Origin of the sequence: Pantoea sp. DY-15 (genome assembly GCF_019795935.1) — a bacterium.
Classification (GTDB): domain Bacteria; phylum Pseudomonadota; class Gammaproteobacteria; order Enterobacterales; family Enterobacteriaceae; genus Pantoea; species Pantoea leporis.
Window position 1 is genome coordinate 251,502 of record NZ_JAIMIF010000003.1, and the last position, 23,721, is coordinate 275,222.

Sequence of the window (23,721 nt, forward strand, 5' to 3'; positions counted from 1 at the left end):
AAAAAGAGGATTAGCTAAAGCGTGCGCCGATCGCTGGTTGTGAATACTCCGGTTTGCTATGTTGCCGTATAAAAAAAGGGGAGCTCAGCCATGCAATTACTCACTCCACGTTTGTCCCTTAGTCGGCTTCAACCTGAAGACTGGCAGATTTTCAAGGCTGTACATCAGGACCGCGCGACCATGACGTGGGTCAGTGAAATCCCGGATGAAAATGATATTCGTCAACGCTTTACTGAGCGTCTGGCGCCATGGCAGGCGAGCAGTTTTCATATGCTGTGTCTGGTGGCGCGCATCCGGGAAACCGGCGAGCCGATCGGCCTGTTTGGCTGCAGCGCCGAGTGGCATCCTTATCGTCAGGCCGAAGTGGGTTACATGCTGCGCGCGGCGTTTACCGGCATGGGTTATGGCAGTGAAGCGCTCGACGCGCTGTGCCAATTTTTGCTGCAGGTAGAATTTCATAAACTGAAAGCGATGGTGATTGAGGGAAATTGGCCGTCACGCCGCATTCTGGAGAAGAATGGTTTTGTTCTTGAGGGCACGCTGCGGGATAATTATCTGCTAAACGGCCAATGGGTAAGCGATTGGGTGTTTGGCCGCCTGAATCCGCAACATTAAAAAAATTTCCGTCTGCTCTCGACAATCTTGTAATCAGCGCGTTATGTTCTTGGTGCGGTCACCACAGTGACCCACGTCGCTCGGACGGTCCGGGCGCTTACGTAAACCAGAGGACATCATGGCTGATAACAGCACACCCCGTCGTTTCTCGCGTATTGAACGCCTTCCACCGTATGTTTTTAATATTACAGCTGAATTGAAGATGGCTGCGCGTCGGCGCGGCGAAGACATCATCGATTTTTCGATGGGCAATCCGGATGGCCCCACGCCGCCGCACATCGTCGAAAAACTCTGCCAGGTAGCGCAGCGCGAAGACACGCACGGTTACTCGACCTCAAAAGGTATTCCCCGTTTGCGTCGCGCGATTTCGCGCTGGTACGCAGATCGTTATCAGGTGGAGATCGATCCGGAATCGGAGGCGATTGTCACCATCGGCTCCAAAGAGGGTTTGGCGCACTTGATGCTGGCCACGCTCGACCACGGCGACACCGTGCTGGTGCCAAACCCCAGCTATCCAATTCACATTTACGGCGCGGTGATTGCCGGTGCGCAGGTGCGTTCTGTCCCGCTGGTGGCGGGCGTTGATTTCTTCAACGAGCTGGAGCGGGCGATTCGCGAAAGTTATCCCAAGCCGAAGATGATGATTCTCGGCTTCCCGTCAAACCCTACGGCGCAATGCGTTGAGCTCGACTTCTTCGAGCGCGTCATCGCGCTGGCGAAGCAGTACAACGTGCTGGTCATCCACGATCTCGCCTACGCTGATATTACCTACGATGGCTGGAAAGCGCCGTCGATTATGCAGGTGCCAGGCGCGCGTGATGTGGCGGTAGAATTCTTTACCCTGTCGAAAAGCTACAATATGGCGGGCTGGCGCATCGGCTTTATGGTCGGTAACAAAGAGCTGGTTTCCGCGCTGGCGCGTATCAAGAGTTATCACGATTACGGCACCTTCACGCCACTGCAGGTCGCGGCGATTGCGGCGCTGGAAGGCGATCAACAGTGCGTGCGCGATATCGCTGAACAGTACAAACGCCGCCGTGATGTGCTGGTGAAAGGCCTGCACGAAGCGGGCTGGATGGTCGATCTGCCGAAGGCGTCGATGTACGTCTGGGCGAAAATTCCCGATCACTACGCGCATCTCGGCTCGCTGGAGTTCGCCAAATTACTGATGCAGGAAGCCAAAGTGTGCGTCTCGCCGGGCATCGGTTTTGGTGATTACGGTGATACCCATGTGCGTTTCGCGCTGATTGAAAACAGCGATCGTATTCGTCAGGCGGTGCGGGGGATTAAATCGATGTTCCGTGCCGATGGCATTTTGCCGGGAACGGTAAAAGCGCTGGAAGAAGAAGAGGAATAACCAGTAAGTGGGGCGACTCAGCGTCGCCCCGCCTGGCGGCTCTACAGCATCAGTACAAAAGTACCGACCCAAAGCAACAGGAAGAAAGAAATTCCCATCAAAGCGTATCTCACAAAACAACTCCTCTGAGCGGCTACCCGGCGGGCGATCCCAAACCCGCGTAACCCGAACAGAATAAGAGAAAGGTGGAGTTCATCATCGCTACACGCTTTCTTCTCAGGTCGCTCCAGGCAAGCCCGAAACAGGATCGAGGGCTAATTTACGCGGATTTGTCCCAAAAATAAATAGGCCGCTTCTGAGATATTGCTCACATTTTCAGCGGGTCTCAATCTCCGGTATCGCCGACATTCCCACGCGCAGTTTGGCCAGATCCGGCTGGTTTTCATCGAGCACAATTTTCACCGGTAAACGCTGTACCACTTTGGTGTAATTGCCGGTGGCGTTGTCCGGCGAAATGGCGGAAAAGGTCGCGCCCGTCGCCGGAGCGATGCTGTCGACGCGGCCGCTAAATACCTTGTCTGGCAAGGCGTCCACCTTCACGCTCACTTTCTGCCCTTGCTTCACATCCGCCAGCTGGGTTTCCAGATAATTAGCGGTGATATAGGTTTGCTGCAGCGGCACCACCGCCAGCAAACGCGTGCCTGCGCTAACGTAGGCGCCGAGGCGCACCGAACGCTGACCGACCATGCCATCCACCGGCGCTACAATCCGCGTGTAGGAAAGATTGAGCTGCGCCTGATTGACGCTGGCCTGCGCGGCAGCGACATCGGCAGCAGCCTGACGCACCGCAGCTTGCAGCACACCCACTTGCTTGACGGCGGAAGCCAGCGCCGCTTCGCTCTGGCGGACGGTAGCCGAGGCGGAGCGCTGCGTTGAGTTGGCTTTTTGCTGATCGTCTGCGGCGATGGTGCCACTTTTATACAGCTGGTTGTAACGCGCGGCGCTTTGTCCGGCGTACTGCGCGGAAGCCTGGCTCGCCGCTAACGTGGCCTTCGCCTGGTCGATAGTGGATTGCTGCTGTTCCAGCTGCGCCTGGCTACTCAAACGCTTCGCCTCGCTGACCTGCAAATTGGCCTGCGCGGTCTCTAACGCCACACGGTAATCGCGATCGTCGAGTGTCGCCAGCAGTTCGCCGGCCTTCACGCGCTGGTTGTCTTGCACGTTGACGCTGGCGATGTAGCCGGAAACTTTCGGTGCAACCAGCGTGTAATCGGCATTCACGTAGGCATCGGTGGTGCGGTGATCGTTGCCGGTCATTGATGACCAGACAAAAAAAGCCATCGCTAATAACACCAGTAATAAGGCGCTCAACAGCACCGTTCTCTTCAAAGCAAAAGCTTGCATATCAATTATCTCGACGTCGTCGTAACAGGTTGGATCAGTGTTTGTGGTGGCCACACGCGTTTTGGCAACCAGGCGGTTAACAGTAAAAGCAGGGCGGCGAAGGCAATCAGCATCTGGTAGCAATCACTCAGGCTCAGCACCATTGCCTGCTGTTTCAGCAAGGTGGCGAAACCGCTGAGGTTTTCCGCGCTGCTGGCGCTGCCGTCCGGCAGCAACGGCACGCTGCTGCTGGATTGTGCGCTGTTCGGCGCCGTCATCAGCCATGAACGGCTGGCGGCGCTATCGACCAGCACGTTGGAGTGGAATTTTTCACGGTGGCTGATAAACCATTCCACCAGCGTGCTGGCGGCGATGCTGGAGAAACCGCGCACCGTGTTGAACATCGCCGAGGCAAAGGGGCCTTCTGGTGGTGCAACCACGCTGGTGGCACTCATCAGCACCGGCAAAATCACCATGGGCTGGCCGAACGCCTGCAAAATCTGAATCAGCCAGAAATTCTGCCGCGCCCAATCGGTGGTGATGTGCATGCCCATCAGGCAGGACGTCACCAACAGCGCTACGCCCGCCGTCAACATCCAGCGGCAATCCACCCAGCGAATATTCAGTAGCGCGGCAACAAAAGGCGCGATCAGCAACTGCGGCAATCCGATGGTCAACGCCAGCGGGGCGAACTGCAGCGTGCGGAAGCCTTGCACCTGCGCCAGATAGGCCGACGGCAGCGCCGAACCTGACAGCGACAGAATCAGCACGCCCGCCAGCACCAGCAAGCCGTGCGCGAGATTGCGCCGCCCCAGCATCTGCAATTTGAACAGCGGCAGCGGGTGAAACCATTCATTAATAAAGAACACAGTCAGCAACGCCAGTGCGCTGAATAATAGGCCGCAAAATAACGGCGATTCGAGCCAGTCGAGTCGCTCGCCCTGCGTCAGCGCCAGAATCAACAGCGCCATACCGGAGCAGCCGGTCAGCATGCCGAACAGGTCGATCTGTTTAAAACGCTCAAGGCGCAGCGGATCCTGCGGCAAACCCCAGCTAATCAGCAGCATGGCAATCAGCATGGCGGGCACCACTTGCCAGAAGACAAACAGCCAGCTGACGTCATCGGTCCAGAACGCCGCCAGCGAAGCGGCCATATTCGGACCGAAGGTGGCGGTCAGCGCATATCCGGCTAAACCGTATAATTTGATCGGCGGCGGAAGAAAGCGCAGCGCAACGGTCATCAGCATTGGCGGCAGCGCGCCGCCAAATAACCCCTGCACCACGCGCAAGGCGATAAACAGCGTGGCGTTAGGCATCAGCGGCAGCAGCAGACCGCTCAGCATAAAACCAGCGGAGACGGTGAGCGCAAAGCGGCGCAGCGAAAAGGTGACGGCGAACCAGGGCGCAATCATCATTGCCGCCACTTCAGCGGCCTGATACGCGGAGATGATCCAGCTGCCTTGATCGTAACTGATGCCGATGGCAGCGCGGATATCGGCTAACGCGATATCAGTGACGCGATCGTTTAATCCCGATGTGAGCGCGGCAATCAGCACGCCAACCAATCCCAGCGCGAGGCGCAGAGTAAACGGATGGGGGGCCGGAGCCGCAATGGGCTGGGCGTTCATAGCAGGCTTCTCGTTATAATGTTGATGCAGTGTATTGCAATGTGATACAGATGGCATCTTACATATCGATATGCTGTATTGCAATGTGATACAGGGTGTAAAAGTGCGATCATTCGCGTTAAAGTAGGGCAGGCCAAAAAGGAACGCATCATGGTTGAACTTCCCTCAAGCCGTGAGGATGAAAAAGCGGGTGGCATTCAGGTCATCGCGCGTGCGGCAAAAATTCTGAACGCGCTGGGTGAGCATCCCGGCGGCATGAGTTTAGGTGAAATTGCGCAGGTGGTTGATCTGCCGCGCTCGACGGTGCAGCGAATTATTGGTGCGCTGGACAGCGCACAGCTGGTGCGCAGCAGTGGTGCCGGCGGGTTACGTCTTGGTCCGGCGCTGCTCAAGCTGATCTCCAGCGTGCACAGCGACGTGGTGGAAATCGTGCGTCCATTCCTCGAACAACTCTCTGCAGAGATTAATGAAACGGTATCGCTGGCGCGGGCCAGCGGCACGCAGCTGGCGATCGTGCATTATGTGGTGGCCTCGCGCGAACTGCGCGTGGTGCCGCGCATCGGGCTGAATTTGCCGCTTTACAGCACATCGGGCGGCCGCGCTTTGCTGGCGCTGGAGAGCGATGAAGATGTGCGCGTGATGGTGGGCGAAGCCTATAAAGAGTTAACCGAGATGACGGTGAAAACGCTGCCGCAATTGCTGGAGCTGATTGCCGAGGTACGCGCCAGCGGATTGGCGATTGATCGCGGTGAGACGCTAGAGGGCATTTCGACCATGGCGGTCGCCATTGATACGTTGTTTGGCCGCTTCTCCATCTCATTACTGGTGCCGACCGCGCGTTTTCATAAGCAGGAAGCGCACTATCGTGAGCAAATCATCAAGTGCAAAGACGCCTTAATTCGTGAAATTGGCAAAATGACCGCTGTGGAAGGATAACCAACTGATGAAAACCTTGCTGATGGCCATCGATAACTCTCCGGTGGCGGAAAAAGTGATTGCGTTGACCATTGAACAAGCGCTGGCGCATCAGGCGCAGGTCACGGTACTGTGCTGCGTTGATCCCGCTTACTCCTCCTGCAATCAACCGATTGAGATTGATGCCGGTGAAGATCCGGATGATTTTGTGGCGGCGAAAGATGAGCAGAACACCGCCGAAATGGTGGTGCGTCATGCACTGGCGCCGCTACTGCGCGCGGGCGTGGCGGCAAAGGGATTGATTCTGGCCGGTGAAGCGGCGGAAACCATTGTGGCGCAATCCACACTTTTGCATGCCAGCATGATCATCATGGGACGTCGCCATTTGTCGCCGTTTAATCGTCTGCTGAAAGGCTCGGTCAGCGCCGCAGTGATTGAGCGCGCCAATTGCCCCGTTTTAATCGATGTACGTAAGGATTAATCCCGCTCGATGCTCTCGCTTTTTCCGATTACGCTAGCGGCGTTCGCGCTGCTGGCGATCATTATTATTCTGCTGGTGCGCACCACCTCGCTGCGACTGTGGCAAGGCGTGCTGTTATTTATCTTGCCGCTAATACTGGCGAATCTGCTGTGGTTCAGCTGGCTGCATCCGCGTCAGGAGCGTCAGGCACTGGTGGAAGAGGTGGCAACCCAACTCAGCCTCGCGCCCGGTTATCGCCTGCTAAAAATTCAGGAACCGGCCTTGTGGCAGTTGCTCAATCGCGAACTGCTGCATAAACGGCTGGAAGGCGTTCCCGCCGATCAGGCGTTGGGGGATATGCGCGGCTGGTTGATGGATCTGGTCAATCAACGTCTGACAAGAGCCAGCGATGCGGCGATCATTGACTACATCCGTGTCTCGGTCGAGGAGATGCAGGCGTTGCAGCAGCAGGAACCGCAGCGCTGCTTCCGCTTCCTCTATCCGCAGGTGAATGGCGGCGTCAATTTGCAACAGGTGCTGTCACCGGAACTGAATCAGCGCGATGCGCAGGCGCTCGAAACGCTGCTGCAGCAAAGCACTGGCAATGAACAGCCGCTGGATCAGGCTGCGGCGCAGCGCGATCTGCAAAGCGTGGTGGAAAAGCTGTATGGCAAGTGGGGCGATCGGCTGCAACAGCTGAACATGCCGGCGGATACTGCGGTTGATCGCAGCGCAATGTGCGCGATGTCGATTGATCTCTACAGCGGCATTCTCGCATTGCCTGACAAACAAGCGGCCAATCTTTTACGTAAGATGGTCAGCCTTACCGGTTAGCGGGCAAAAAAAAGCCCGCTCAGCGCGGGCATGAAGGTCACTATCAGTATGTTTATTATTAACTCACCTGGTGTGGTGCAGACTTCGCTTTGTCTGGGTACATAATCGCACCGCTAAGTTGATAAGGGAAACCGTTTGGTTTTATCGATTTGATTGGCGAAAGCTTCAATAATCCCGGACATTTCGCGCTTTAATCCTATAGATAAGCGCGGCGTTGCATTTTAGACTGCGACGTTTTAGAGGAAACCCTAATGAAAAAAATGCTTATTAGCGCAATGGCGCTTTTTATGCTGGCCGGTTGTAGCGTCAGCAAACCAGGAGGATTTGAGCGTGTCGATGAAGATACCAGCTCAAATACCGTGCAGTATCGTTACGATCCGCACACGCTGAATAAAGACGCAATGGAGATCGACCTTGCGAATTATTGCAGTCAGCGTGGATTTGATAAGGTGGAATCACTGCCGTCGCAAAATAGCCATTTGCCCGGACTAAAGAAAGCCTGGTATCAATGTAATTACGCGGTAAAAAGCTAAAAAATAGGGCGGGATAATTTCCCGCCCTTTTTTATTTTCTTATTATTTGCTGTGTGTGCTTTGCCCAACTATCTGCGGTGTCCATAACCGCCGTGCCCATGATGCCAGCCTCCGCCACCATGATGGCCCCAACCTGGGGCGCCGCCTCCACGATGATGATCGATAATACAGCCACTCAACATCGTCATAATGGCTACAACCGATGCAAGCTTAATAACTTTCTTCATGGAGAGTCCTCCTCTGTTCCAATGACGTCAGATTACAGGGGAATAGTGGAGTGAAGATGCAGGAAATGTAGAGTTATTGCGGGATGTATTACGAAGTGTGTCAATTAAATGCTAAAAAAGTCGCGGGGTAAAATAAACCAATCGGAATAAGCCGAATGCCTGATAATAATAACGAGATTCCTCCGAAAGGCAAGGCTTAATAATAGTGGTTCTCAATTAATGCGTTATTGTGGATCAATTATGGAGAAATGGGATGCCGAGTATTAATGCGGCATCCCAGCGAACTTAATTATTGCAGTAAAGGTTCTGCCACGTTTTGGCGATTTGGCATACGAATGCTCAGCGACAACACCAGCGAAATCACCAGTAAGGTCATAATCAGGCTGAAGGTGACGGTGAAGCCGCCAAAGGCGGAAGCAACCAGCGAACCCAGCACGCTGCCGATACCGAAGCCAAGGTAAATCAGACCATAGTTTTTGGTCAGGTTGTTCAGGCCAAAGAAATCGCTGACCAGCGATGGGAACACGGTAATGGTGCCGCCGAAGCTGAAGGCTACGCAGGCTAAGGAGAGGAAGAAGGTCGATTCACTCATATGGGTGAACAGCAGAATACTCATCCCCACCAGCGAGACGATCTGCGCCAGCGTAATCACGCGGATGCGCGCCATTTTATCCGACAGCACACCAAGAATCAGACGCCCGCTGAGGTTGGCAATCGCAATCACCGTGACCGCATTGGCGGCGGTTTGCGCGCTCAGATGTACCATGCCTTCACCGATATCTTTCGCCACGCCAATCACGTACAGGCCGCTCATGCAGGCAGTCAGGAACATCAGCGCCAGCATCCAGTACTGCGGTAAACGCACCGATTGCGCCAGCGTATAATCTTTGGCTTCCAGCTGCGTATTACGGCCACTCTTCTGCATCGGTGCATCACGCATCAGCAACGCGCCGACAATAATCATGCTCATCGCCAGCACGCCCCAGATCATGAAGGTATTCTCCAGACCTTGTGCACTCAGCAGTGCGCCGCAGATGAATTTGAAGCCGAGGCTGCCCAAACCGTACGCACCAATCGAGCAGGCCGAAATGAGCCCTTTGCGCTCCGGGAACCACTTCACGCAGTTAGAGAGCGTCATCAGATAACCAGCACCATCGGCCAATCCCACCAGAATCCCGGCGCTGAGGTAAAGCATCATCAGATTATCGGCATGCGCGGTCAGCCAGAAACCTACCGCCATCAGTATGCCCGCACCGATGGTGACGTTGCGCACGCCAAAGCGCTCCTGCAATTTCCCGGCAAGCGATGAAGCGATCGCCAGGCCAAGACTGAGCAAACCGAACGAGAAAGCCACTTCACTGATGGGCGCATCCAGCTTATTTGCCAGCGGGCCGTTAAACAGGCTCCAGGTATAAACCGAGCCCAAAGCGAACTGGGTGATAATGGTGCCAATAAGGGTGAGCATGCGGGTACGTTGGTAATTCGCGGGGGTTGCTGTTGTCATTTTTATCTCTCACTCGAGAAAGCGGAATCTGTGGAGATAATAAGTTGCTCTCGCGCGTGCGGGGGAAACAGAGGCGTGAATGAACCGGACGGTGGAATGAAATGCAGTTATACGGGTATGAATGACATTGTGATGACAGCGAATGATGTCATTTAAACCGCAGCGGTTGCCACGGGTAACCATGTGTAAGCATTTGTATCGATCGCGCCATATAGCCTGCAAAGTTGTGGATGTTTGCCAGGCTTAGAATTCATTCAAGAGGAGGAAATATGAAAGACCGAACATATGAATCCGCGTCAAATGAGGATGAGGTTTGCTGCATTATCGGTCAGGCGGTGATCGAGTTAAGCGATGAGCATCAACCAGTGAATAAATCCACGTTGTCGCTGAAATTACTGGCAATGGCCGACCGCGACAAAGATGATGAACGCGTCCTGCTTTACTGGATTGCCAGAAAAGCCATAACTAAACCTCACCAGCTCAATATCGGCGTTCAGGGCTGGCGCTAGAGGAACAAAAGAGCGGGCGCAATGCCCGCTCTCGTTATTTAAGCGGTCCGTAATCGCCCCATCGTCGGCCAGCGCACAAACATCACCATATTCCCCGCCAGAATCATTACCAACCCGACAATCGCATTACTGTGCCAGTGATAACCTTCGTAAAGCGTGGAGAGCGTTAGCGCCACCAGCGGGAACAGCAAAGTACTGTAAGCGGCCTGACTGGCACCAATACGGCCCACCAGCGTGAAATAGGCACCAAATCCTACCACCGAACCAAATATCGCCAGGTAGCTCATCGCGCCTAGCCACTGCATATTCAGCGCTGGCGCCAGCGAATCGCCGTTGATGAATGCCAGTGCGGCCATCACCAAAGCGCCATACAGCATCGCGTAGCTATTGGTGGTCAACACATCACGCTGACGGCGTTGATGGCGCAGCGAAATCATATTGCCGAAAGAGAATCCCAGCGTGCCAAGCGCGCTGAGGCCCACGCCCCACAGCAACTGCGGAGCCGGATGCGCCGCCTGAATATCATTCCAGAACAGCGCGACAATACCGCCCAGGCCAAGCACCGCCGCTGGTAACAGGCGAAACGATGGGCGCTGACGGAAGAAGATCCAGCTGTTAAGCGCGTTATACAGCACGGCCATCGAGAAAATCACCGACTCCAGTCCGCTGCTGATCCACGCGGCAGCATGATAGAAGCAGACAAAATTGAAGCCAAACACGCAGCAGCCCTGCAGCAGACAAAACAGATGATCGCGCTTATCCAGCGTTCGTAGCCGATGCAGCAGTTTGAGGATCACCAGCATCACCAGCGACGCCAGTAAGAAACGCCAAAATACCGCCACCAAAACGGGCGTATCGCCCGCTTCCTGCTGCAGGAAAATGGCAATCCAGGTGGTTCCCCAAATCATCACCACGGCAAGGTATAACATCACATTCATAGCGCACTCTCCGACATAATCTGGCCCGCAGTGTGGCGTGAAAAGCAACCTGCGGCTTGCACGTTTTTGCGCGGCAATTGCAAAATCTTGCGCTTTTTACTTCTGTGTCCGGCTGTGGCCTGTTTTCTGTCTGCGGAGATCCGTACACTGGGCGCTCATGAACTTCGAGTGATATGAACCATGGCCGATTACCAGACCTTCAACATGCTGCAGCGCCACAAAGCGCAGCTGCGCGACAGTGTGCAGTTGTCGAGCGGCATTAAGCTGGCGGCCTGGTTTAACAGCGGCGATCGCGTCACTAATCTTAGCGATCATCATACGCTGAGCCTGTATACCGCCGACGGCTATGAAACCTGGTATAAAACTCAAAACGGCTGGCGCAACGGCGGCGGCCCGGATCGCTTTTGCCTGATGCCCAGCGGGGTAGAATCGGTGTGGGATATTCGCGCCGATTTGTCGTTTGTGCATCTCTATTGCACCGACGAACATCTGCGGCATTTGGGCGAGCAGATTTGGGATCGCAGTCCGTCGCAGCTTAATCTGCATGAAAAGATCTTCGCGGCGGACGATCGCATCACTCAACTATATCGCCACTTCTTGCTGAGCACCGACTGGCAACAGCCGGCGAACCAATTGATGCTCAGCAGCGCATCAACGTTGCTGATGACGCATCTGCTGCAACGCTACAGCGATGTGCAATGGCAAGCGCCGCAGGTGCGTGGCGGACTGGCGCCCGCCGTGTTGCGGCGAGTCATGGCGTATATTGATGCGCAGCTCGATCAGCCATTAACGCTGGCGCAACTGGCAGCTGAAGCGGCGCTGAGCGAATACCATTTTGCCCGCATGTTCCGCAGCAGCGTTGGCGAGGCCCCGCATCAATATGTGATGCGCCGCCGCATGGATGCGGCGCTGCAGTTGCTGAAATTCAGCCATTTACCGCTAACAGAAATCGCATTGCGCTGCGGTTTTCACTCCTCGAGTCACTTCAGTAACCGCTTCCGTCAGCTGCATGGCGTGACGCCATCGGCATGGCGCCACGATCAAGTCTGATTACGATCTCACTTTTAAAACGTTGTAATCGGCTGCAAGAACCCCTGTTTTTTTCTGAACACATCTCTCAGTTGAGCATTTTCAAACTCAGTGAGGCATTTTTTCCATGGATTTTGGAGTAGGATGCTTTGCAGGAAAATTAAGCTATCACATTGATTACAATGACAAGTTACAAGAGGCCGTAATTATGGAAAAGCGCGTGTCAAAGCTGGAAGCGGATATTGACGATATCAAAACCGATATGGCAGTAATGAAAACGGATATCGCGGTGATCAAATCGAATTACGTCACCAAAAGCGATCTTTATCAGGAGATCGGCAAAGTGCATCAGGATATTGGGAGAATTCATCAGGAGTTGAGCAAACAGACAAAATGGATAGTCGCGGGGATGCTGAGTACCGCAGGTATGACGCTGGCACTGGCTCGCTGGTTGTTTTGAGTGAATTGATGATCAAGGAGTGAACATGGAAAAGCGCGTTTCAAAGCTTGAAGCGGATATCGACGATATCAAAACCGATATGGCGCTGATGAAAACGGATATCGCGGTGATTAAATCGAACTACGCCACTAAAAGCGATCTTCATCAGGCGATAAATCAACAAACGAAATGGATTGTGGCGGGAATAATGAGCACCGCTGGACTGACACTTGCTCTGGCGAGATGGCTGTTTTAGGCGGGAGAACGATGAAAATCTGGTGTCCCCTGCAGGAATCGAACCTGCAACTAGCCCTTAGGAGGGGCTCGTTATATCCATTTAACTAAGGAGACGCCGGGCGCGCAGTATAGCGCACCGCGAACCTGATTTTAACTATGCAGCGGTTGTTTGCTCAATCTATCAGCAATTTAAGACCAGGCTTACGCCTGTTTTTGCTTCTCTTTCCGCTTCTGTTCCGCACGCGCTTTGGCTTTCGCCGCTTCACTCATATCGTTACGAATCTGCGCATGGCTGATCAACGCAAATATCAGCGTACCGCCCGTGATGTTGCCAAGCAGCGTAGGCAAGGCAAATGGCCAGAAGAATTCGTACCACGGCAGCGTGCCCGCAAACACCAGATATAGCACCTCAACCGAACCGACCACGATATGCGCTAAATCACCTAACGCCACCAGCCAGGTCATCATCACAATCACTACAATCTTTGCGCCACCCGCATACGGGAACATCCATACCATGGTGGCGATAATCCAGCCTGATATCACCGCATTAGCGAACATTTCGCTTGGTGAGTTCACCATCACTTTTTCACTGATGGCGGTAAAGGCCTGACGCGTCGCATCGTCGAATATTGGCATATGATTAAAGGCCAGCGCCCCCAATGCGGTGCCAATCAGATTGCCGAGCAGCACCACGCACCAGAGCCGTAACAGCAGCGCAAAGTTGCTGCCGGTCGGTTTGTGCATCACCGGCAAAACGGCGGTAACGGTATTCTCGGTAAACAGTTGCTGGCGCGCCATAATCACGATGACAAAGCCAAAGGTATAACCCAAATTTTCCAGTAAAAATGCGCCCGGCACGCCTTTAAGATGGACCTGAAAAATGCCTTTCGCCATCAGCGAAGCGCTCATTGACAGTCCCGCCGCAACCGCGGACCAGAGCAGCGCCATGCCGTCACGCTCGAGCTCTTTTTCCCCATCCTGGCGTATCTCTTCATGAATCGCCGCAGCCTGCGAGGGCAGGGCATCTTCATCGACTTCTATCTCCTTACCTTGCTCCTTCTCATCACTCTCTACATCGTTGTCACTGTTTGAAATCGATGGTGATTGTTTCATGTTTTCCTCAGGTGATAATGCCATTGCGTCATAAGCGTAGCTGGTTTTTGCAAGGTCGATTTGTTACGAAGATTCAAATTAAGAGTAACGAAATTTTAACTGAGTTGGATTTTTGAGCAATTTGTTGATCTGGGGCGCACGAATACCCCATTTGGGGTAAGTGGGAGCCAGCTCACAGACTTCGGCCCACAGATTCAATGTGGTATTATCCCCGCCTCATTCATTGCCGCGATTCTCCCTTCTATGCTTGAAGTCATTAATCTCTCATGCGTTCGTGATGAGCGAACCTTGTTTCATGGGTTGAGCTTCCGCGTGCAACCGGGTGACATTGTGCAAATTGAAGGGCCAAACGGAGCCGGGAAAACTTCGCTGTTGCGCCTGCTGGCCGGATTAAGCCGGGCGGAAGAGGGCGACGTAACGTGGCAGTCACAGCCCCTTCGTCAACAGCGCGAAGTATGGCAACAAAATCTGCTCTATCTTGGCCATCATCCCGGCGTGAAATCGGTACTCTCACCGCTAGAGAACCTGCATTTCTGGCACGGTAGCAGCAAAGAAGACGCGATTTTTGCCGCGCTTGAGCAGGTCGATCTGCTGGGCTTTGAAGAGGTGCCGGTGGCACAACTCTCCGCCGGACAGCAGCGGCGCGTGGCATTAGCACGCTTATGGCTTAGCCCAGCGTCGATATGGATCCTCGATGAACCCTTAACCGCCATCGATAAAGGCGGTGTGGAAAAATTAATGGCGCGATTCGTCAGCCATGCCGATAACGGCGGAGCGGTGATTCTGACCACGCATCAGGATCTGCCCGATCACAGCGCGCGCGTGCGTAAAATTCGTCTTACTTCGGAGTGGGCTTGATGTTAGGCCGGGTCATTCAGCGTGAATTAAAAATCGCCTTTCGTAGCGGCGGGGAAGTGATCAATCCGCTGTGGTTTTTCCTGATTGTTATCACGCTGTTTCCGTTAGGTATCGGACCGGAGCCACAGCAGCTGGCGCGCATTGCGCCGGGCGTGGCGTGGGTTGCCGCGTTACTGGCCTCATTGCTGGCGCTGGAACGGCTGTTTCGTGACGATTTTCTTGATGGTTCGCTTGAGCAACTACTTCTGTTGCCGACGCCGCTGCCGATCACGGTGCTGGGCAAAGTGATTGCTCACTGGCTGATTACCGGGCTACCGCTGATTTTATTGTCGCCGCTGGCGGCATTGTTGCTGTCGCTGGATTTTGCCAGCTGGCGCGCGATGGCATTGACGTTATTACTTGGCACGCCAACGCTGAGTTTTCTCGGCGCGATTGGTACCGGATTAACCGTTGGGTTGCGGCGCGGCGGCGTATTACTGAGTTTACTGGTATTGCCGTTGTCGATACCGGTTTTGATATTTGCCAGCGCGGCGATTGATGCCGCCGGAATGGGATTGCCGATCGGGGGTTATCTGGCGATTCTTGGCGCGATGCTGGCGGTAAGCGCAACGCTGTCGCCGTTCGCGACGGCAGCGGCCTTGCGTATCAGTCTGCATTAATTCGTGCCGCCCCAGAGCGGTCGAAACCTGAATTCTCTTTATTGTGAGCTATGCAAAATGTGGAAATGGTTACACCAGTGGGCAAAGCCTGAGCGGCTTTACCAGCTATGCGGTCGCTTGATTCCGTGGTTCGCTGTGCTGGGTTTTGGCACGCTGTTACTCGGCTGGGTCTGGGGCTTCGGCTTTGCACCGGCGGATTATCAGCAGGGCAACAGCTTCCGGATTATGTACATTCACGTGCCTGCAGCGATGTGGTCGATGGGCGTGTACGCGTCAATGGCAATCGCGGCGTTTATCGGCCTGGTGTGGCAGATGAAGATGGCCGATCTGGTCTCGGCGGCGATGGCGCCGATTGGCGCGGTGTTCACCTTTATCGCGCTGATTACCGGCTCCGCCTGGGGTAAACCGATGTGGGGAACCTGGTGGATCTGGGATGCACGCCTGACATCTGAGCTGGTGCTGCTGTTCCTCTATATGGGCGTTATCGCGCTGTATCACTCCTTTGAAGACCGCCGCACCGCCGGGCGCGCCGCCGGCATTTTGATTCTGGTTGGCGTGGTTAATCTGCCGATCATTCACTTCTCGGTGCAATGGTGGAACACGCTGCATCAGGGCTCATCAGGCATTCTGCAGCAGGCTATCGATCCAAGCATGCGCACACCGCTGCGCTGGTCCATTCTCGGTTACCTGCTGGTGTTTGGTGCGCTGACCTTAATGCGCCTGCGCAATTTGATTCTATTCACCGAGCGTCATCGTCCGTGGGCGATTGATGTGGCGCAGAGAGTAAGCAAATCATGACGCCAGCCTTTGCATCGTGGAGCGATTTCTTCGCCATGGGCGGCTATGCCTTTTACGTCTGGCTCGCCGTTATCCTCACGTTGATCCCGTTATTCGGTCTGGTGCTGCACACCGTGCTGTTCCGCCGCCGTTTGCTGGCGGAAATTCGCCAGCGTCAGTCCAGGGATCGCCGCATTCGCGCGGCTAAATCGAAAAAAGCTGCCAGTGGAGCAGCGGGAGAATCCGTGTGAATATCCGTCGTCGTAATCGCCTCTATGTGGCGATCGCGGTGTTGATCGGGCTTGGCCTGGCGACCGCGCTGGTGATGTACGCGCTGCGTTCCAACATCGACCTTTTTTATACCCCGAGTGAAATTATCAACGGCAAAGGTGAAGATCATCAGAAGCCTGAGCCGGGCCAGCGCTTGCGCATTGGCGGCATGGTGATGCCGGGCAGCGTAAAGCGCGATCCGAAAACGCTCGCCGTCTCTTTCAAACTGTATGACGCCAACGGCGTGGTCAGTGTGACCTATGAAGGCATTCTGCCGGACCTGTTCCGTGAAGGGCAAGGCGTGGTAGCGCAAGGCGTGCTGGAAGAGGGCAATCTGGTGAACGCCAAAGAAGTGCTGGCGAAACACGATGAAAAATATACGCCTCCCGAAATTGAAGATGCCATGAAGAAGAATCACACAGGACCTGCAGCAGCCTATCAGCAGTCGGGTGCGCAATCATGATGCCGGAAATTGGTAGCTTTCTGCTGTGTCTGGCGCTGGCTTTAGCGCTCCTGTTGAGCGTCTATCCGTTGTGGGGCGCTGCGCGGCAGGATGCGCGTTTGATGGCCATGGCGCGCCCGTTGACCTGGGGCATGTTTATCTGTGTCGCCGCCTCTTTTGTGGTGTTGGTGCACGCCTTTGTGGTGAATGACTTTACCGTTGGCTATGTCGCCACCAACTCCAACACCTTGCTGCCGGTCTATTATCGCATCGCGGCAACCTGGGGTGCGCACGAAGGTTCACTGCTGTTGTGGGTGCTGTTGCTCAGCACCTGGACGCTGGCGGTGGCGATCTTCAGTCGCGGGATGCCGCAGGATGCGCTAGCACGCGTGCTGGCGGTGATGGGCATGATTAACCTTGGTTTCCTGCTGTTTATCATTCTCACCTCGAATCCATTTACCCGCACCTTACCAAACTTCCCGATTGACGGGCGCGATCTCAACCCGATGCTGCAGGATATCGGGCTGATCTTCCATCCGCCGCTGCTGTACATGGGTTACGTCGGCTTCTCGGTGGCCTTTGCGTTTGCTATTGCCTCGCTGATGGCCGGACGTCTGGATACCGCATGGGCGCGCTGGTCACGTCCGTGGACTACCGCCGCGTGGGTCTTCCTGACTATCGGTATCGTCCTCGGTTCGGCGTGGGCTTATTACGAACTCGGCTGGGGCGGCTGGTGGTTCTGGGATCCGGTCGAAAACGCCTCCTTTATGCCGTGGCTGGCTGGTACCGCGCTGATGCACTCGCTGGCGGTGACGGAAAAGCGCGGCAGCTTCAAGTCCTGGACGGTGTTACTGGCGATTACCGCGTTCTCGTTAAGCCTGCTTGGCACTTTCCTCGTGCGCTCCGGCGTGCTGGTTTCCGTGCACTCGTTCGCCTCCGATCCGGCGCGCGGCATGTTTATCCTCGCCTTCCTGGTGATTGTGATTGGCAGCTCGCTGCTGCTGTACGCGCTGAAAGGCGGTCAGGTGCGCAGCCGCGTACAGAGCGAAGCCTGGTCACGCGAATCCTTCCTGCTGGGTAATAACGTGCTGCTGATCGCCGCGATGCTGGTGGTGTTACTCGGTACGCTGCTGCCGCTGGTGCATAAACAGCTCGGTCTCGGCAGCATCTCGGTGGGCGAACCGTTTTTCAACACCATGTTTACCTGGCTGATGGCACCGCTCGCGCTGATGCTCGGTATCGGTCCGCTGGTGCGCTGGCGTCGTGACCAACCACAGAAACTGTGGAAACGCCTTGGCGTGGGCCTGTTGGTGACGCTGATTCTGTCGATCGCCCTGCCGTGGCTGCTGCAGGATCGCATTGAGGCGATGACGGTTATCGGCCTGCTGATGTCGATCTGGGTGATTATGTTGACGTTGATGGAACTGCACGAGCGCGCCACCCATCGCCACTCTTTCTTCAAAGGTTTACGACATCTATCGCGCAGCCATTGGGGCATGGTGCTGGGGCATTTAGGCGTGGCGGTGACCGTGGTTGGTATCGCCTTTAGCACCCAATACAGCGTTGAGCGTGATGTGCGCATGAAGGCGGGCGACACCGTAGATATTCACAATTATCACTTTACCTTCCACGGCGTGCGCAACCTGCAAGGGCCGAACTACAGCGGCGGCGTGGCGGTGATTGAAGTGACGCGTAACGGCAAGCTGGAAGCGGTGATGCAGGCGGAAAAACGCTTCTATGCAGCCGCGCGCACCATGATGACCGAAGCGGCAATCAGCGGCGGTTTCACCCGCGATCTGTATGCGGCGCTGGGCGAAGAGCTGGATGACGGTTCGTGGGCGGTGCGGATTTACTACAAACCGTTTGTGCGCTGGATCTGGTTCGGCGGCGTGTTTATGGCGGTGGGCGGCTTGTTCTGCCTGTTCGATCCGCGCTATCGCTCACGCAAAAAAGAGCAGCGCGAGGAGCTGGCATGAACAAAAAAATCCTGTTTATCCCGTTAGTTCTGTTTTTGCTGCTGGCCGCAGCGCTGCTATGGCAGCTGTCGCGCAACGCCAACGGCGATGATCCAACGCGTCTCGAATCAGCGTTGATCGGCAAACCGGTACCCGTATTCAAACTGGAAGCGCTGGATCAACCCGGCAAAATCTATGATCAGCAGGTGCTGACCGACGGCAAACCGATTCTGCTCAACGTCTGGGCAACCTGGTGCCCAACCTGCCGCGCGGAGCATCAATACCTCAACACGCTGGCGGAAAAAGGCATTCGCGTGGTTGGCCTCAACTATAAAGACGATCGCACCAAAGCGGTGACCTGGCTGAACACGCTGGGCAATCCTTATGCGCTCAGCCTGTATGACGGCAACGGGATGCTCGGTCTCGATCTCGGCGTTTACGGCGCACCGGAAACCTTCCTGATCGACGGCAAAGGGATCATTCGTTATCGCCACGCAGGCGACATGAACGATCGTGTCTGGCTCGAAGAAGTGAAACCGCTGTGGGACAAATACAACAAGGAGGCGGGCGTATGAAACGGCTGCTTCTACTGTTAGCGGGCATTCTGCTCAGCACCAGCCTGTGGGCGGCGATTGATACGTATCAGTTCGATTCGGTGCAGCAGGAAGAGCAATACCGCGATCTCACCGCATCGCTGCGTTGCCCGAAATGCCAGAACAACAGCATTGCCGATTCCAATGCGATGATCGCGTCGGATATGCGTCTCAAAGTCTACGAGTTGATGAAGCAGGGCGAAAGCCGCCAGCAGATCATTGATTACATGGTGGCGCGTTACGGTAATTTCGTGACGTATGAGCCGCCGGTAACGCCTTCCACGCTAATTTTGTGGGTGGGTCCAGCGCTGTTTGTGGTGTTGGGCGCGCTGATCATTATTCTGCGTAATCGTCGTGGCAAAGCGCGTAGCGAACTCGACGACAGTGAACAACAGCGCCTTGCGGCGTTACTCAAGCGTGACGGGAAGCCGTAATGACTGGATTCTGGATTACCCTGATTATTTTACTGCTGGCGGCTATTGCGCTGTTTCTGCGTTCTGGCTGGCGTCAGCGCGAGGCCAGCAGTGGCGATCGCGATCGTCTCAACACCGATTTCTATCAGCAGCGCCTGCGTGAGCTGGAGCGTGATGAAGAAGAGGGCGTGGTGGCTGAGCGCCCGGAAATGGTGCGCGAACTGCAACAAACGCTGTTAACCGATGTGCCGCAGCAGGATGCCGCGACCATTCATCGCAGCAGTCGCTGGGTGTTGCTGCCGGGCGTGATTGTGCTGCTGGTGGTATCGGTTGGCGTGTATCTGAAAACCGGCGGACTCACGCAGCAAACCGCGTTTGTTAGCGTGCAACAAGAGTATCCTGCCTTACGCGCGCGCGTGATGGATCCCCAGGCTAAGCCGCTGACCATGGAAGAGCTGGCGCGTCTGCAGCTGGGTCTGCGCAGCTCGCTGCAAAATGACTCTTCAAACCTCAACGATTGGGCGATGCTGGGCCGCTTAGGGATGGTGCTGAATAACGCCACCGATGCCAGCCAGGCATTTGAACATGCGCTACAGCTGGCGCCAGACAACATCGAACTGCAGCAGGATTATGCCGAAGTGCTGACGCGCTCCAGCGATCCGCAGGATAACCGTCAGGCCAACGTGTTGCTGAAAGCGCTGCTTAAACGCGATCACAGCGATGTGCGTACGCTGAGTCTGCTGGCGTTTAACGCCTTCGAACAGCAGCAGTACAACGAGGCGATTGGTGCGTGGCAGGTGATGCTGAAACTGTTACCGGCAGGCGATCGCCGCATCACCATGATCGAGCGCAGCATTGAACAAGCGAAAACCGACGCGGGACAGCAAAATAGCAGCCTGGCATTGACGGTGAGTTTGACGCCGCAGGCAGAAAAAATGTTACCGCAAGGCGGAGTGTTGTATATTTCTGTGTCTGACGGTGTTTCACCGGTGCCTGTGGCTGTAAAGCGTTTACCGCTGAGCCACTTCCCGTTATCGCTCACGCTCGATGACAGCAATGCCATGATGCCCGATCGCCTGCTTTCGGCACAGCATCAGGTGCAAGTCAGGGTGCGCATTTCGCGCGATGGCAGTGCCAATCCACAGTCTGGCGACTGGTTGGGTTTAAGCGCAGTTACACCCTGGGATGGTCATCAGCAACTGGCTGTGGAAATTAATCAACAGCAGCCCTGAAGCGATACCTTACTGATCCGCACAGGGAGAGAAGAATGAATAACCGCCTGACCGGTTTGGCGTTAGCCAGCTTACTGCTGGTGGGTTGTGCCAGCTCAAAACCGGCTGAAAATACGGAACCTGCGCAGCGCAGCGATCCGCTGGAAGGCTTTAACCGCACGATGTTTAACTTCAACTACAACGTGCTGGATCCGTATGTTCTGCGTCCGGTGGCAGTCGCCTGGCGCGATTATGTGCCGGTGCCGGCTCGTAGCGGCATCAGTAATGTGTTATCCAACGTTGAAGAGCCCGCCAGCATGGTCAACGCCATTCTGGTGGGTGAACCGCGCCAGGCAGGCATCCACTTCACCCGCTTCTTCCTGAACACCGTGTTAGGGCTGGGTGGCTTTATCGACGTGGCGGGCAAAGCCAATCCGGCACTGGCGCGTGAAGTGCCGCATCGCTTTGGTAGCACGCTGGGACGTTATGGCGTGGGTTACGGCCCGTATGTTGAATTGCCGGCCTACGGTAGCTTCACCATCCGTGAAGATGGCGGTGACTTCGTTGATACGCTCTATCCGGTCTTAAGCTGGTTGAGCTGGCCGATCTCGGTAGGTAAATGGACGCTGGAAGGGATTGAAACCCGTGCGCAGTTGCTGGATTCGGACGCCATTTTGCGTCAGCAGCAAGATCCGTACGCCTTTATTCGTAATGCCTACTTCCAGCGACATGACTTTATTGCCAACGGCGGTAAGCTGAAGCCGGAAGATAATCCGAACGCCAGTGCGATTCAGGATGATCTGAAAGATATCGACTCCGAATAAAACAAAAAGGCGACTCAATGAGTCGCCTTTTTTTATCAAGCTACGTATCAGAACTTGTAGTTAAAGTTCGCGCCGTACAGCCAGGCTTTACCTTCAGAGTTAAAGGTATACGGGCCTTCTTTCACGGTGACTTTCTGACCGTGCATGTAAGAAATACCCAGGTCGACAGAAGCATCTTCATTGAAGGCGTAAGACGCACCGGCACTCAGCCACAGACGATCCTGATCCGGGATAGAGATAGAACGCTTATCGGCCGGAACCGGGCTGTCATCAAAGGCGATACCGGTACGGAAGGTCCAGTTATCATCGTAGAAGTAAGTGGTACCCAACGCGATACGGTAGGCATCGTGGAAACTTTCATCCTTATAGAACAGCGTCTGGCCATTGCTGCCGGTGGCTTTCAACTCCTGGAATTGACTCCAGCTGGTATAAGTCAGGCTATAGTGAACCGCCCATTGCGGCGCCACTTTATGCCAGCCGGACACTTCCCACATCTCTGGCAGATTCAAAGTCAGAGAACCTGGAATCGTGGTGCCGCTGGTGCCGTAAGGCAGGCCTAAAGCCAGTGCCTGCGGTGTACCGTTAAAGGCGGTGGGGATGTTGCTTTTGTAGTCGCCATCAAAGTCGACTTTTACTTCTGAGCGGTAGGTAAAGCCAAAGCGGTTATTTTTATCCACTTCGTACAGGATGCCGGCGTTCCAGCCGTAACCCCATTCATCACCTTTTAAATGCGCAATCTGGGTATCGGCTGGCAATCCTGCAACGGCACCTGCTTCACCGGCATAACGCTCAATTTTCGCTTTTGCGTAGACCGCATCAAATCCGATACCGAAGCTGAAATTCTCATTCAGTCGATAAGCGGTGCTGATATTAAAATTACCGGTCATCAGGTCGGTTTTGCCGCCATAACCTCCTGCGGTATAGCCGTTATTAAATTCGGTTGCCAGACCATAGTTGGAGGTCGCAGATGCACCAATCCACCACTGATCGTTAATTGGGTGCACATAGTGAAGATTAGGGATCCACTGATTTGGGGCGATATTTTTGGCATCGAGGCTGCGACCAGTCGGGCTCTGACCGCTAATATCCACTTCGGGATCAATATAAACCGCGCCGATAGAGAAAGAAGGGCGATCCATTAACGCCATGGTTGCCGGGTTACGGCTGGCAGAGGCGGCGGTATCACCCATCGCACCTTCGCCGGAATATGCACGACCTAAACCAATTGCTGAGAATTCATTCAGTTGAAAGCCCGCGGCGTAAACATGAGAACAGACGAGCGTTACTGCAGCTGCCACAGCTGACTTTGCAAACAGGTTTTTATGGTTCATGACCACAACCTCATCTAGATTTATTATTTAACGTTGTTACGTCGCGTAACAAAGAGCGGCGAATTGTAGGGACTGATGGCAAAACCACATATCAGACCAGTGCGACGAGTATAGGTCCGACCTGTATATTTGTTGCAATATTGTTTTTTAAATATTTCTGATTTGATCGATAAAATCAGATCTGCTTAACAAAATCTTAGCGGTTCGACTTAAACATAGCGTTCAATTTTGCTGTGGATCAATTTTTAGTGTGATATTCGTCACTTAGCGGCTTGATCGTGGATGTGAAAACGCAGCAGGCGTACACTTTGCGGCAGAAAATAATCCGATCATGTTGAAATTATCGTCAGGAGAGAATCATGACTGATGCCATTAAAAATTGTAATGCCAACGAAACGGCGGCTTGCTGCTGTGTCGATGTGGGAACCGTGATGGATAACACCGATTGCACCGCAAGCTGGTCTGGCGTGTTTACCGATCGCCATGCGGCGGAAGCGATGCTGGCGCATTTGACTGAACGCGCGCGTCAGGTGGAATCCGATCCTTGCGATATTCGCGCGGATTTTGTCAATGAAGGCGACGCGGTGCGTTTGTCTATCGACTTCACCTTTGCCTGCCAGGCCGAAACCCTGATTTTCCAGCTCGGCCTACGCTAATCATGCCGCTGCCGAAACCCCTTCGGCAGCCTTAACTCATTTTCGTGTATTCCCTCGCACTTTTTTCC

General features: G+C 54.7%; 28 protein-coding genes and 1 tRNA gene. 21 read left to right on the plus strand and 8 right to left on the minus strand.

Annotated features, from left to right (window positions below; all coding sequences use genetic code 11):
• Window positions 1-90: 90 nt before the first annotated feature.
• Both K5Y32_RS13775 and alaC read left to right on the plus strand, forming a co-directional pair.
• On the plus strand, window positions 91-615 hold the full coding sequence (locus K5Y32_RS13775; protein ID WP_222184573.1) for a GNAT family N-acetyltransferase: 525 nt from the start codon (window positions 91-93) through the stop codon (window positions 613-615).
• Window positions 616-733: 118 nt separating this feature from the next.
• Window positions 734-1,972 (plus strand): alanine transaminase, encoded by a 1,239-nt coding sequence (alaC, locus tag K5Y32_RS13780; protein ID WP_008101332.1) that lies wholly within the window; start codon window positions 734-736, stop codon window positions 1,970-1,972.
• Between the two features lie 41 nt (window positions 1,973-2,013).
• On the opposite strand, the gene ypdK is transcribed toward alaC, so the two are convergent.
• The 3 genes from ypdK to K5Y32_RS13795 all read right to left on the minus strand — a co-directional run bounded on the left by ypdK (window position 2,014) and on the right by K5Y32_RS13795 (window position 4,923).
• Window positions 2,014-2,085, minus strand: coding sequence for a membrane protein YpdK (gene ypdK, locus K5Y32_RS13785; RefSeq protein WP_099686956.1), 72 nt, complete (start codon window positions 2,083-2,085; stop codon window positions 2,014-2,016).
• 202 nt (window positions 2,086-2,287) lie between these two features.
• Window positions 2,288-3,316, minus strand: a complete 1,029-nt coding sequence (locus K5Y32_RS13790; protein ID WP_222184575.1) for an HlyD family secretion protein — start codon at window positions 3,314-3,316, stop codon at window positions 2,288-2,290.
• 5 nt (window positions 3,317-3,321) lie between these two features.
• A complete protein-coding gene (locus K5Y32_RS13795; RefSeq protein ID WP_222184578.1) occupies window positions 3,322-4,923 on the minus strand; it encodes an MFS transporter in 1,602 nt (533 codons plus the stop codon).
• A 150-nt stretch (window positions 4,924-5,073) separates the two neighbouring features.
• Between K5Y32_RS13795 and K5Y32_RS13800 the strand changes: the two genes are divergently transcribed.
• The 4 genes from K5Y32_RS13800 (at window position 5,074) to K5Y32_RS13815 (ending at window position 7,665) form a co-directional block, all read left to right on the plus strand.
• A complete protein-coding gene (locus K5Y32_RS13800; protein WP_008101326.1) occupies window positions 5,074-5,859 on the plus strand; it encodes an IclR family transcriptional regulator in 786 nt (261 codons plus the stop codon).
• Between the two features lie 7 nt (window positions 5,860-5,866).
• Window positions 5,867-6,319 (plus strand): universal stress protein, encoded by a 453-nt coding sequence (locus K5Y32_RS13805; RefSeq protein ID WP_101763602.1) that lies wholly within the window; start codon window positions 5,867-5,869, stop codon window positions 6,317-6,319.
• A gap of 9 nt (window positions 6,320-6,328) precedes the next feature.
• A complete protein-coding gene (locus K5Y32_RS13810) occupies window positions 6,329-7,132 on the plus strand; it encodes a hypothetical protein (protein WP_222184580.1) in 804 nt (267 codons plus the stop codon).
• 251 nt (window positions 7,133-7,383) lie between these two features.
• Window positions 7,384-7,665 (plus strand): membrane lipoprotein lipid attachment site-containing protein, encoded by a 282-nt coding sequence (locus K5Y32_RS13815; protein WP_154190406.1) that lies wholly within the window; start codon window positions 7,384-7,386, stop codon window positions 7,663-7,665.
• A gap of 516 nt (window positions 7,666-8,181) precedes the next feature.
• Here the strand turns inward: K5Y32_RS13815 and K5Y32_RS13820 are convergent.
• Complete coding sequence (locus K5Y32_RS13820; RefSeq protein WP_222184582.1) at window positions 8,182-9,396, minus strand: MFS transporter; 1,215 nt, start codon at window positions 9,394-9,396, stop codon at window positions 8,182-8,184.
• A 269-nt stretch (window positions 9,397-9,665) separates the two neighbouring features.
• Between K5Y32_RS13820 and K5Y32_RS13825 the strand changes: the two genes are divergently transcribed.
• Entirely contained in the window at window positions 9,666-9,905 is a 240-nt protein-coding gene (locus K5Y32_RS13825; RefSeq protein ID WP_008101313.1) for a hypothetical protein, read from the plus strand.
• 38 nt (window positions 9,906-9,943) lie between these two features.
• Here the strand turns inward: K5Y32_RS13825 and K5Y32_RS13830 are convergent, their stop codons facing one another.
• A complete protein-coding gene (locus K5Y32_RS13830) occupies window positions 9,944-10,843 on the minus strand; it encodes a DMT family transporter (protein WP_222184584.1) in 900 nt (299 codons plus the stop codon).
• 180 nt (window positions 10,844-11,023) lie between these two features.
• On the opposite strand from K5Y32_RS13830, the gene K5Y32_RS13835 reads away from it, so the two are divergent.
• The 3 genes from K5Y32_RS13835 (at window position 11,024) to K5Y32_RS13845 (ending at window position 12,567) form a co-directional block, all read left to right on the plus strand.
• Window positions 11,024-11,893, plus strand: coding sequence for an AraC family transcriptional regulator (locus K5Y32_RS13835; RefSeq protein ID WP_222184586.1), 870 nt, complete (start codon window positions 11,024-11,026; stop codon window positions 11,891-11,893).
• A gap of 187 nt (window positions 11,894-12,080) precedes the next feature.
• A complete protein-coding gene (locus K5Y32_RS13840; RefSeq protein ID WP_210081370.1) occupies window positions 12,081-12,332 on the plus strand; it encodes a hypothetical protein in 252 nt (83 codons plus the stop codon).
• 25 nt (window positions 12,333-12,357) lie between these two features.
• Entirely contained in the window at window positions 12,358-12,567 is a 210-nt protein-coding gene (locus K5Y32_RS13845) for a hypothetical protein (protein ID WP_137386226.1), read from the plus strand.
• A 20-nt stretch (window positions 12,568-12,587) separates the two neighbouring features.
• Here the strand turns inward: K5Y32_RS13845 and K5Y32_RS13850 are convergent.
• Both K5Y32_RS13850 and K5Y32_RS13855 read right to left on the minus strand, forming a co-directional pair.
• Window positions 12,588-12,662, minus strand: a tRNA-Arg gene (locus K5Y32_RS13850).
• 87 nt (window positions 12,663-12,749) lie between these two features.
• Window positions 12,750-13,664: a formate/nitrite transporter family protein gene (locus K5Y32_RS13855; RefSeq protein ID WP_137386225.1), complete on the minus strand. Its 915-nt coding sequence runs from the start codon at window positions 13,662-13,664 to the stop codon at window positions 12,750-12,752.
• 243 nt (window positions 13,665-13,907) lie between these two features.
• Between K5Y32_RS13855 and ccmA the strand changes: the two genes are divergently transcribed.
• Genes ccmA through mlaA form a run of 10 tightly spaced genes read left to right on the plus strand, consistent with a single transcriptional unit; the run spans window position 13,908 to window position 21,666 of the window.
• Window positions 13,908-14,522: a cytochrome c biogenesis heme-transporting ATPase CcmA gene (gene ccmA / locus K5Y32_RS13860; RefSeq protein WP_192411448.1), complete on the plus strand. Its 615-nt coding sequence runs from the start codon at window positions 13,908-13,910 to the stop codon at window positions 14,520-14,522.
• Entirely contained in the window at window positions 14,522-15,181 is a 660-nt protein-coding gene (gene ccmB, locus K5Y32_RS13865) for a heme exporter protein CcmB (RefSeq protein ID WP_137386223.1), read from the plus strand. Before ccmA ends, ccmB begins: the two co-directional genes overlap by 1 nt.
• 57 nt (window positions 15,182-15,238) lie before the next feature.
• Window positions 15,239-15,979, plus strand: coding sequence for a heme ABC transporter permease (locus K5Y32_RS13870; RefSeq protein ID WP_222184588.1), 741 nt, complete (start codon window positions 15,239-15,241; stop codon window positions 15,977-15,979).
• Window positions 15,976-16,209, plus strand: coding sequence for a heme exporter protein CcmD (gene ccmD / locus K5Y32_RS13875; protein WP_110866542.1), 234 nt, complete (start codon window positions 15,976-15,978; stop codon window positions 16,207-16,209). Before K5Y32_RS13870 ends, ccmD begins: the two co-directional genes overlap by 4 nt.
• Window positions 16,206-16,691: a cytochrome c maturation protein CcmE gene (gene ccmE / locus K5Y32_RS13880; RefSeq protein WP_008101293.1), complete on the plus strand. Its 486-nt coding sequence runs from the start codon at window positions 16,206-16,208 to the stop codon at window positions 16,689-16,691. Before ccmD ends, ccmE begins: the two co-directional genes overlap by 4 nt.
• On the plus strand, window positions 16,688-18,646 hold the full coding sequence (locus tag K5Y32_RS13885) for a heme lyase CcmF/NrfE family subunit (protein WP_110866543.1): 1,959 nt from the start codon (window positions 16,688-16,690) through the stop codon (window positions 18,644-18,646). Before ccmE ends, K5Y32_RS13885 begins: the two co-directional genes overlap by 4 nt.
• Window positions 18,643-19,200 carry a DsbE family thiol:disulfide interchange protein gene (locus tag K5Y32_RS13890; protein WP_101763614.1) on the plus strand — a complete coding sequence of 186 codons (558 nt, stop codon included), beginning with the start codon at window positions 18,643-18,645 and terminating at the stop codon, window positions 19,198-19,200. The genes K5Y32_RS13885 and K5Y32_RS13890 overlap by 4 nt, the downstream gene beginning before the upstream one ends.
• Complete coding sequence (locus K5Y32_RS13895; protein ID WP_101763615.1) at window positions 19,197-19,652, plus strand: cytochrome c-type biogenesis protein; 456 nt, start codon at window positions 19,197-19,199, stop codon at window positions 19,650-19,652. The genes K5Y32_RS13890 and K5Y32_RS13895 overlap by 4 nt, the downstream gene beginning before the upstream one ends.
• Window positions 19,652-20,863 carry a c-type cytochrome biogenesis protein CcmI gene (gene ccmI, locus K5Y32_RS13900; RefSeq protein ID WP_222184590.1) on the plus strand — a complete coding sequence of 404 codons (1,212 nt, stop codon included), beginning with the start codon at window positions 19,652-19,654 and terminating at the stop codon, window positions 20,861-20,863. Before K5Y32_RS13895 ends, ccmI begins: the two co-directional genes overlap by 1 nt.
• 35 nt (window positions 20,864-20,898) lie before the next feature.
• Window positions 20,899-21,666 carry a phospholipid-binding lipoprotein MlaA gene (gene mlaA, locus K5Y32_RS13905; RefSeq protein WP_101763617.1) on the plus strand — a complete coding sequence of 256 codons (768 nt, stop codon included), beginning with the start codon at window positions 20,899-20,901 and terminating at the stop codon, window positions 21,664-21,666.
• 47 nt (window positions 21,667-21,713) lie between these two features.
• Here mlaA and fadL read toward each other — a convergent pair whose 3' ends face one another.
• The gene (gene fadL, locus K5Y32_RS13910) at window positions 21,714-22,997 is read right to left on the minus strand and encodes a long-chain fatty acid transporter FadL (RefSeq protein ID WP_222184592.1); all 1,284 of its coding nucleotides are present in this window, start codon (window positions 22,995-22,997) and stop codon (window positions 21,714-21,716) included.
• A 359-nt stretch (window positions 22,998-23,356) separates the two neighbouring features.
• Between fadL and K5Y32_RS13915 the strand changes: the two genes are divergently transcribed.
• The gene (locus tag K5Y32_RS13915) at window positions 23,357-23,653 is read left to right on the plus strand and encodes a YfcZ/YiiS family protein (RefSeq protein WP_222184593.1); all 297 of its coding nucleotides are present in this window, start codon (window positions 23,357-23,359) and stop codon (window positions 23,651-23,653) included.
• The last annotated feature ends 68 nt before the right edge of the window (window positions 23,654-23,721 follow it).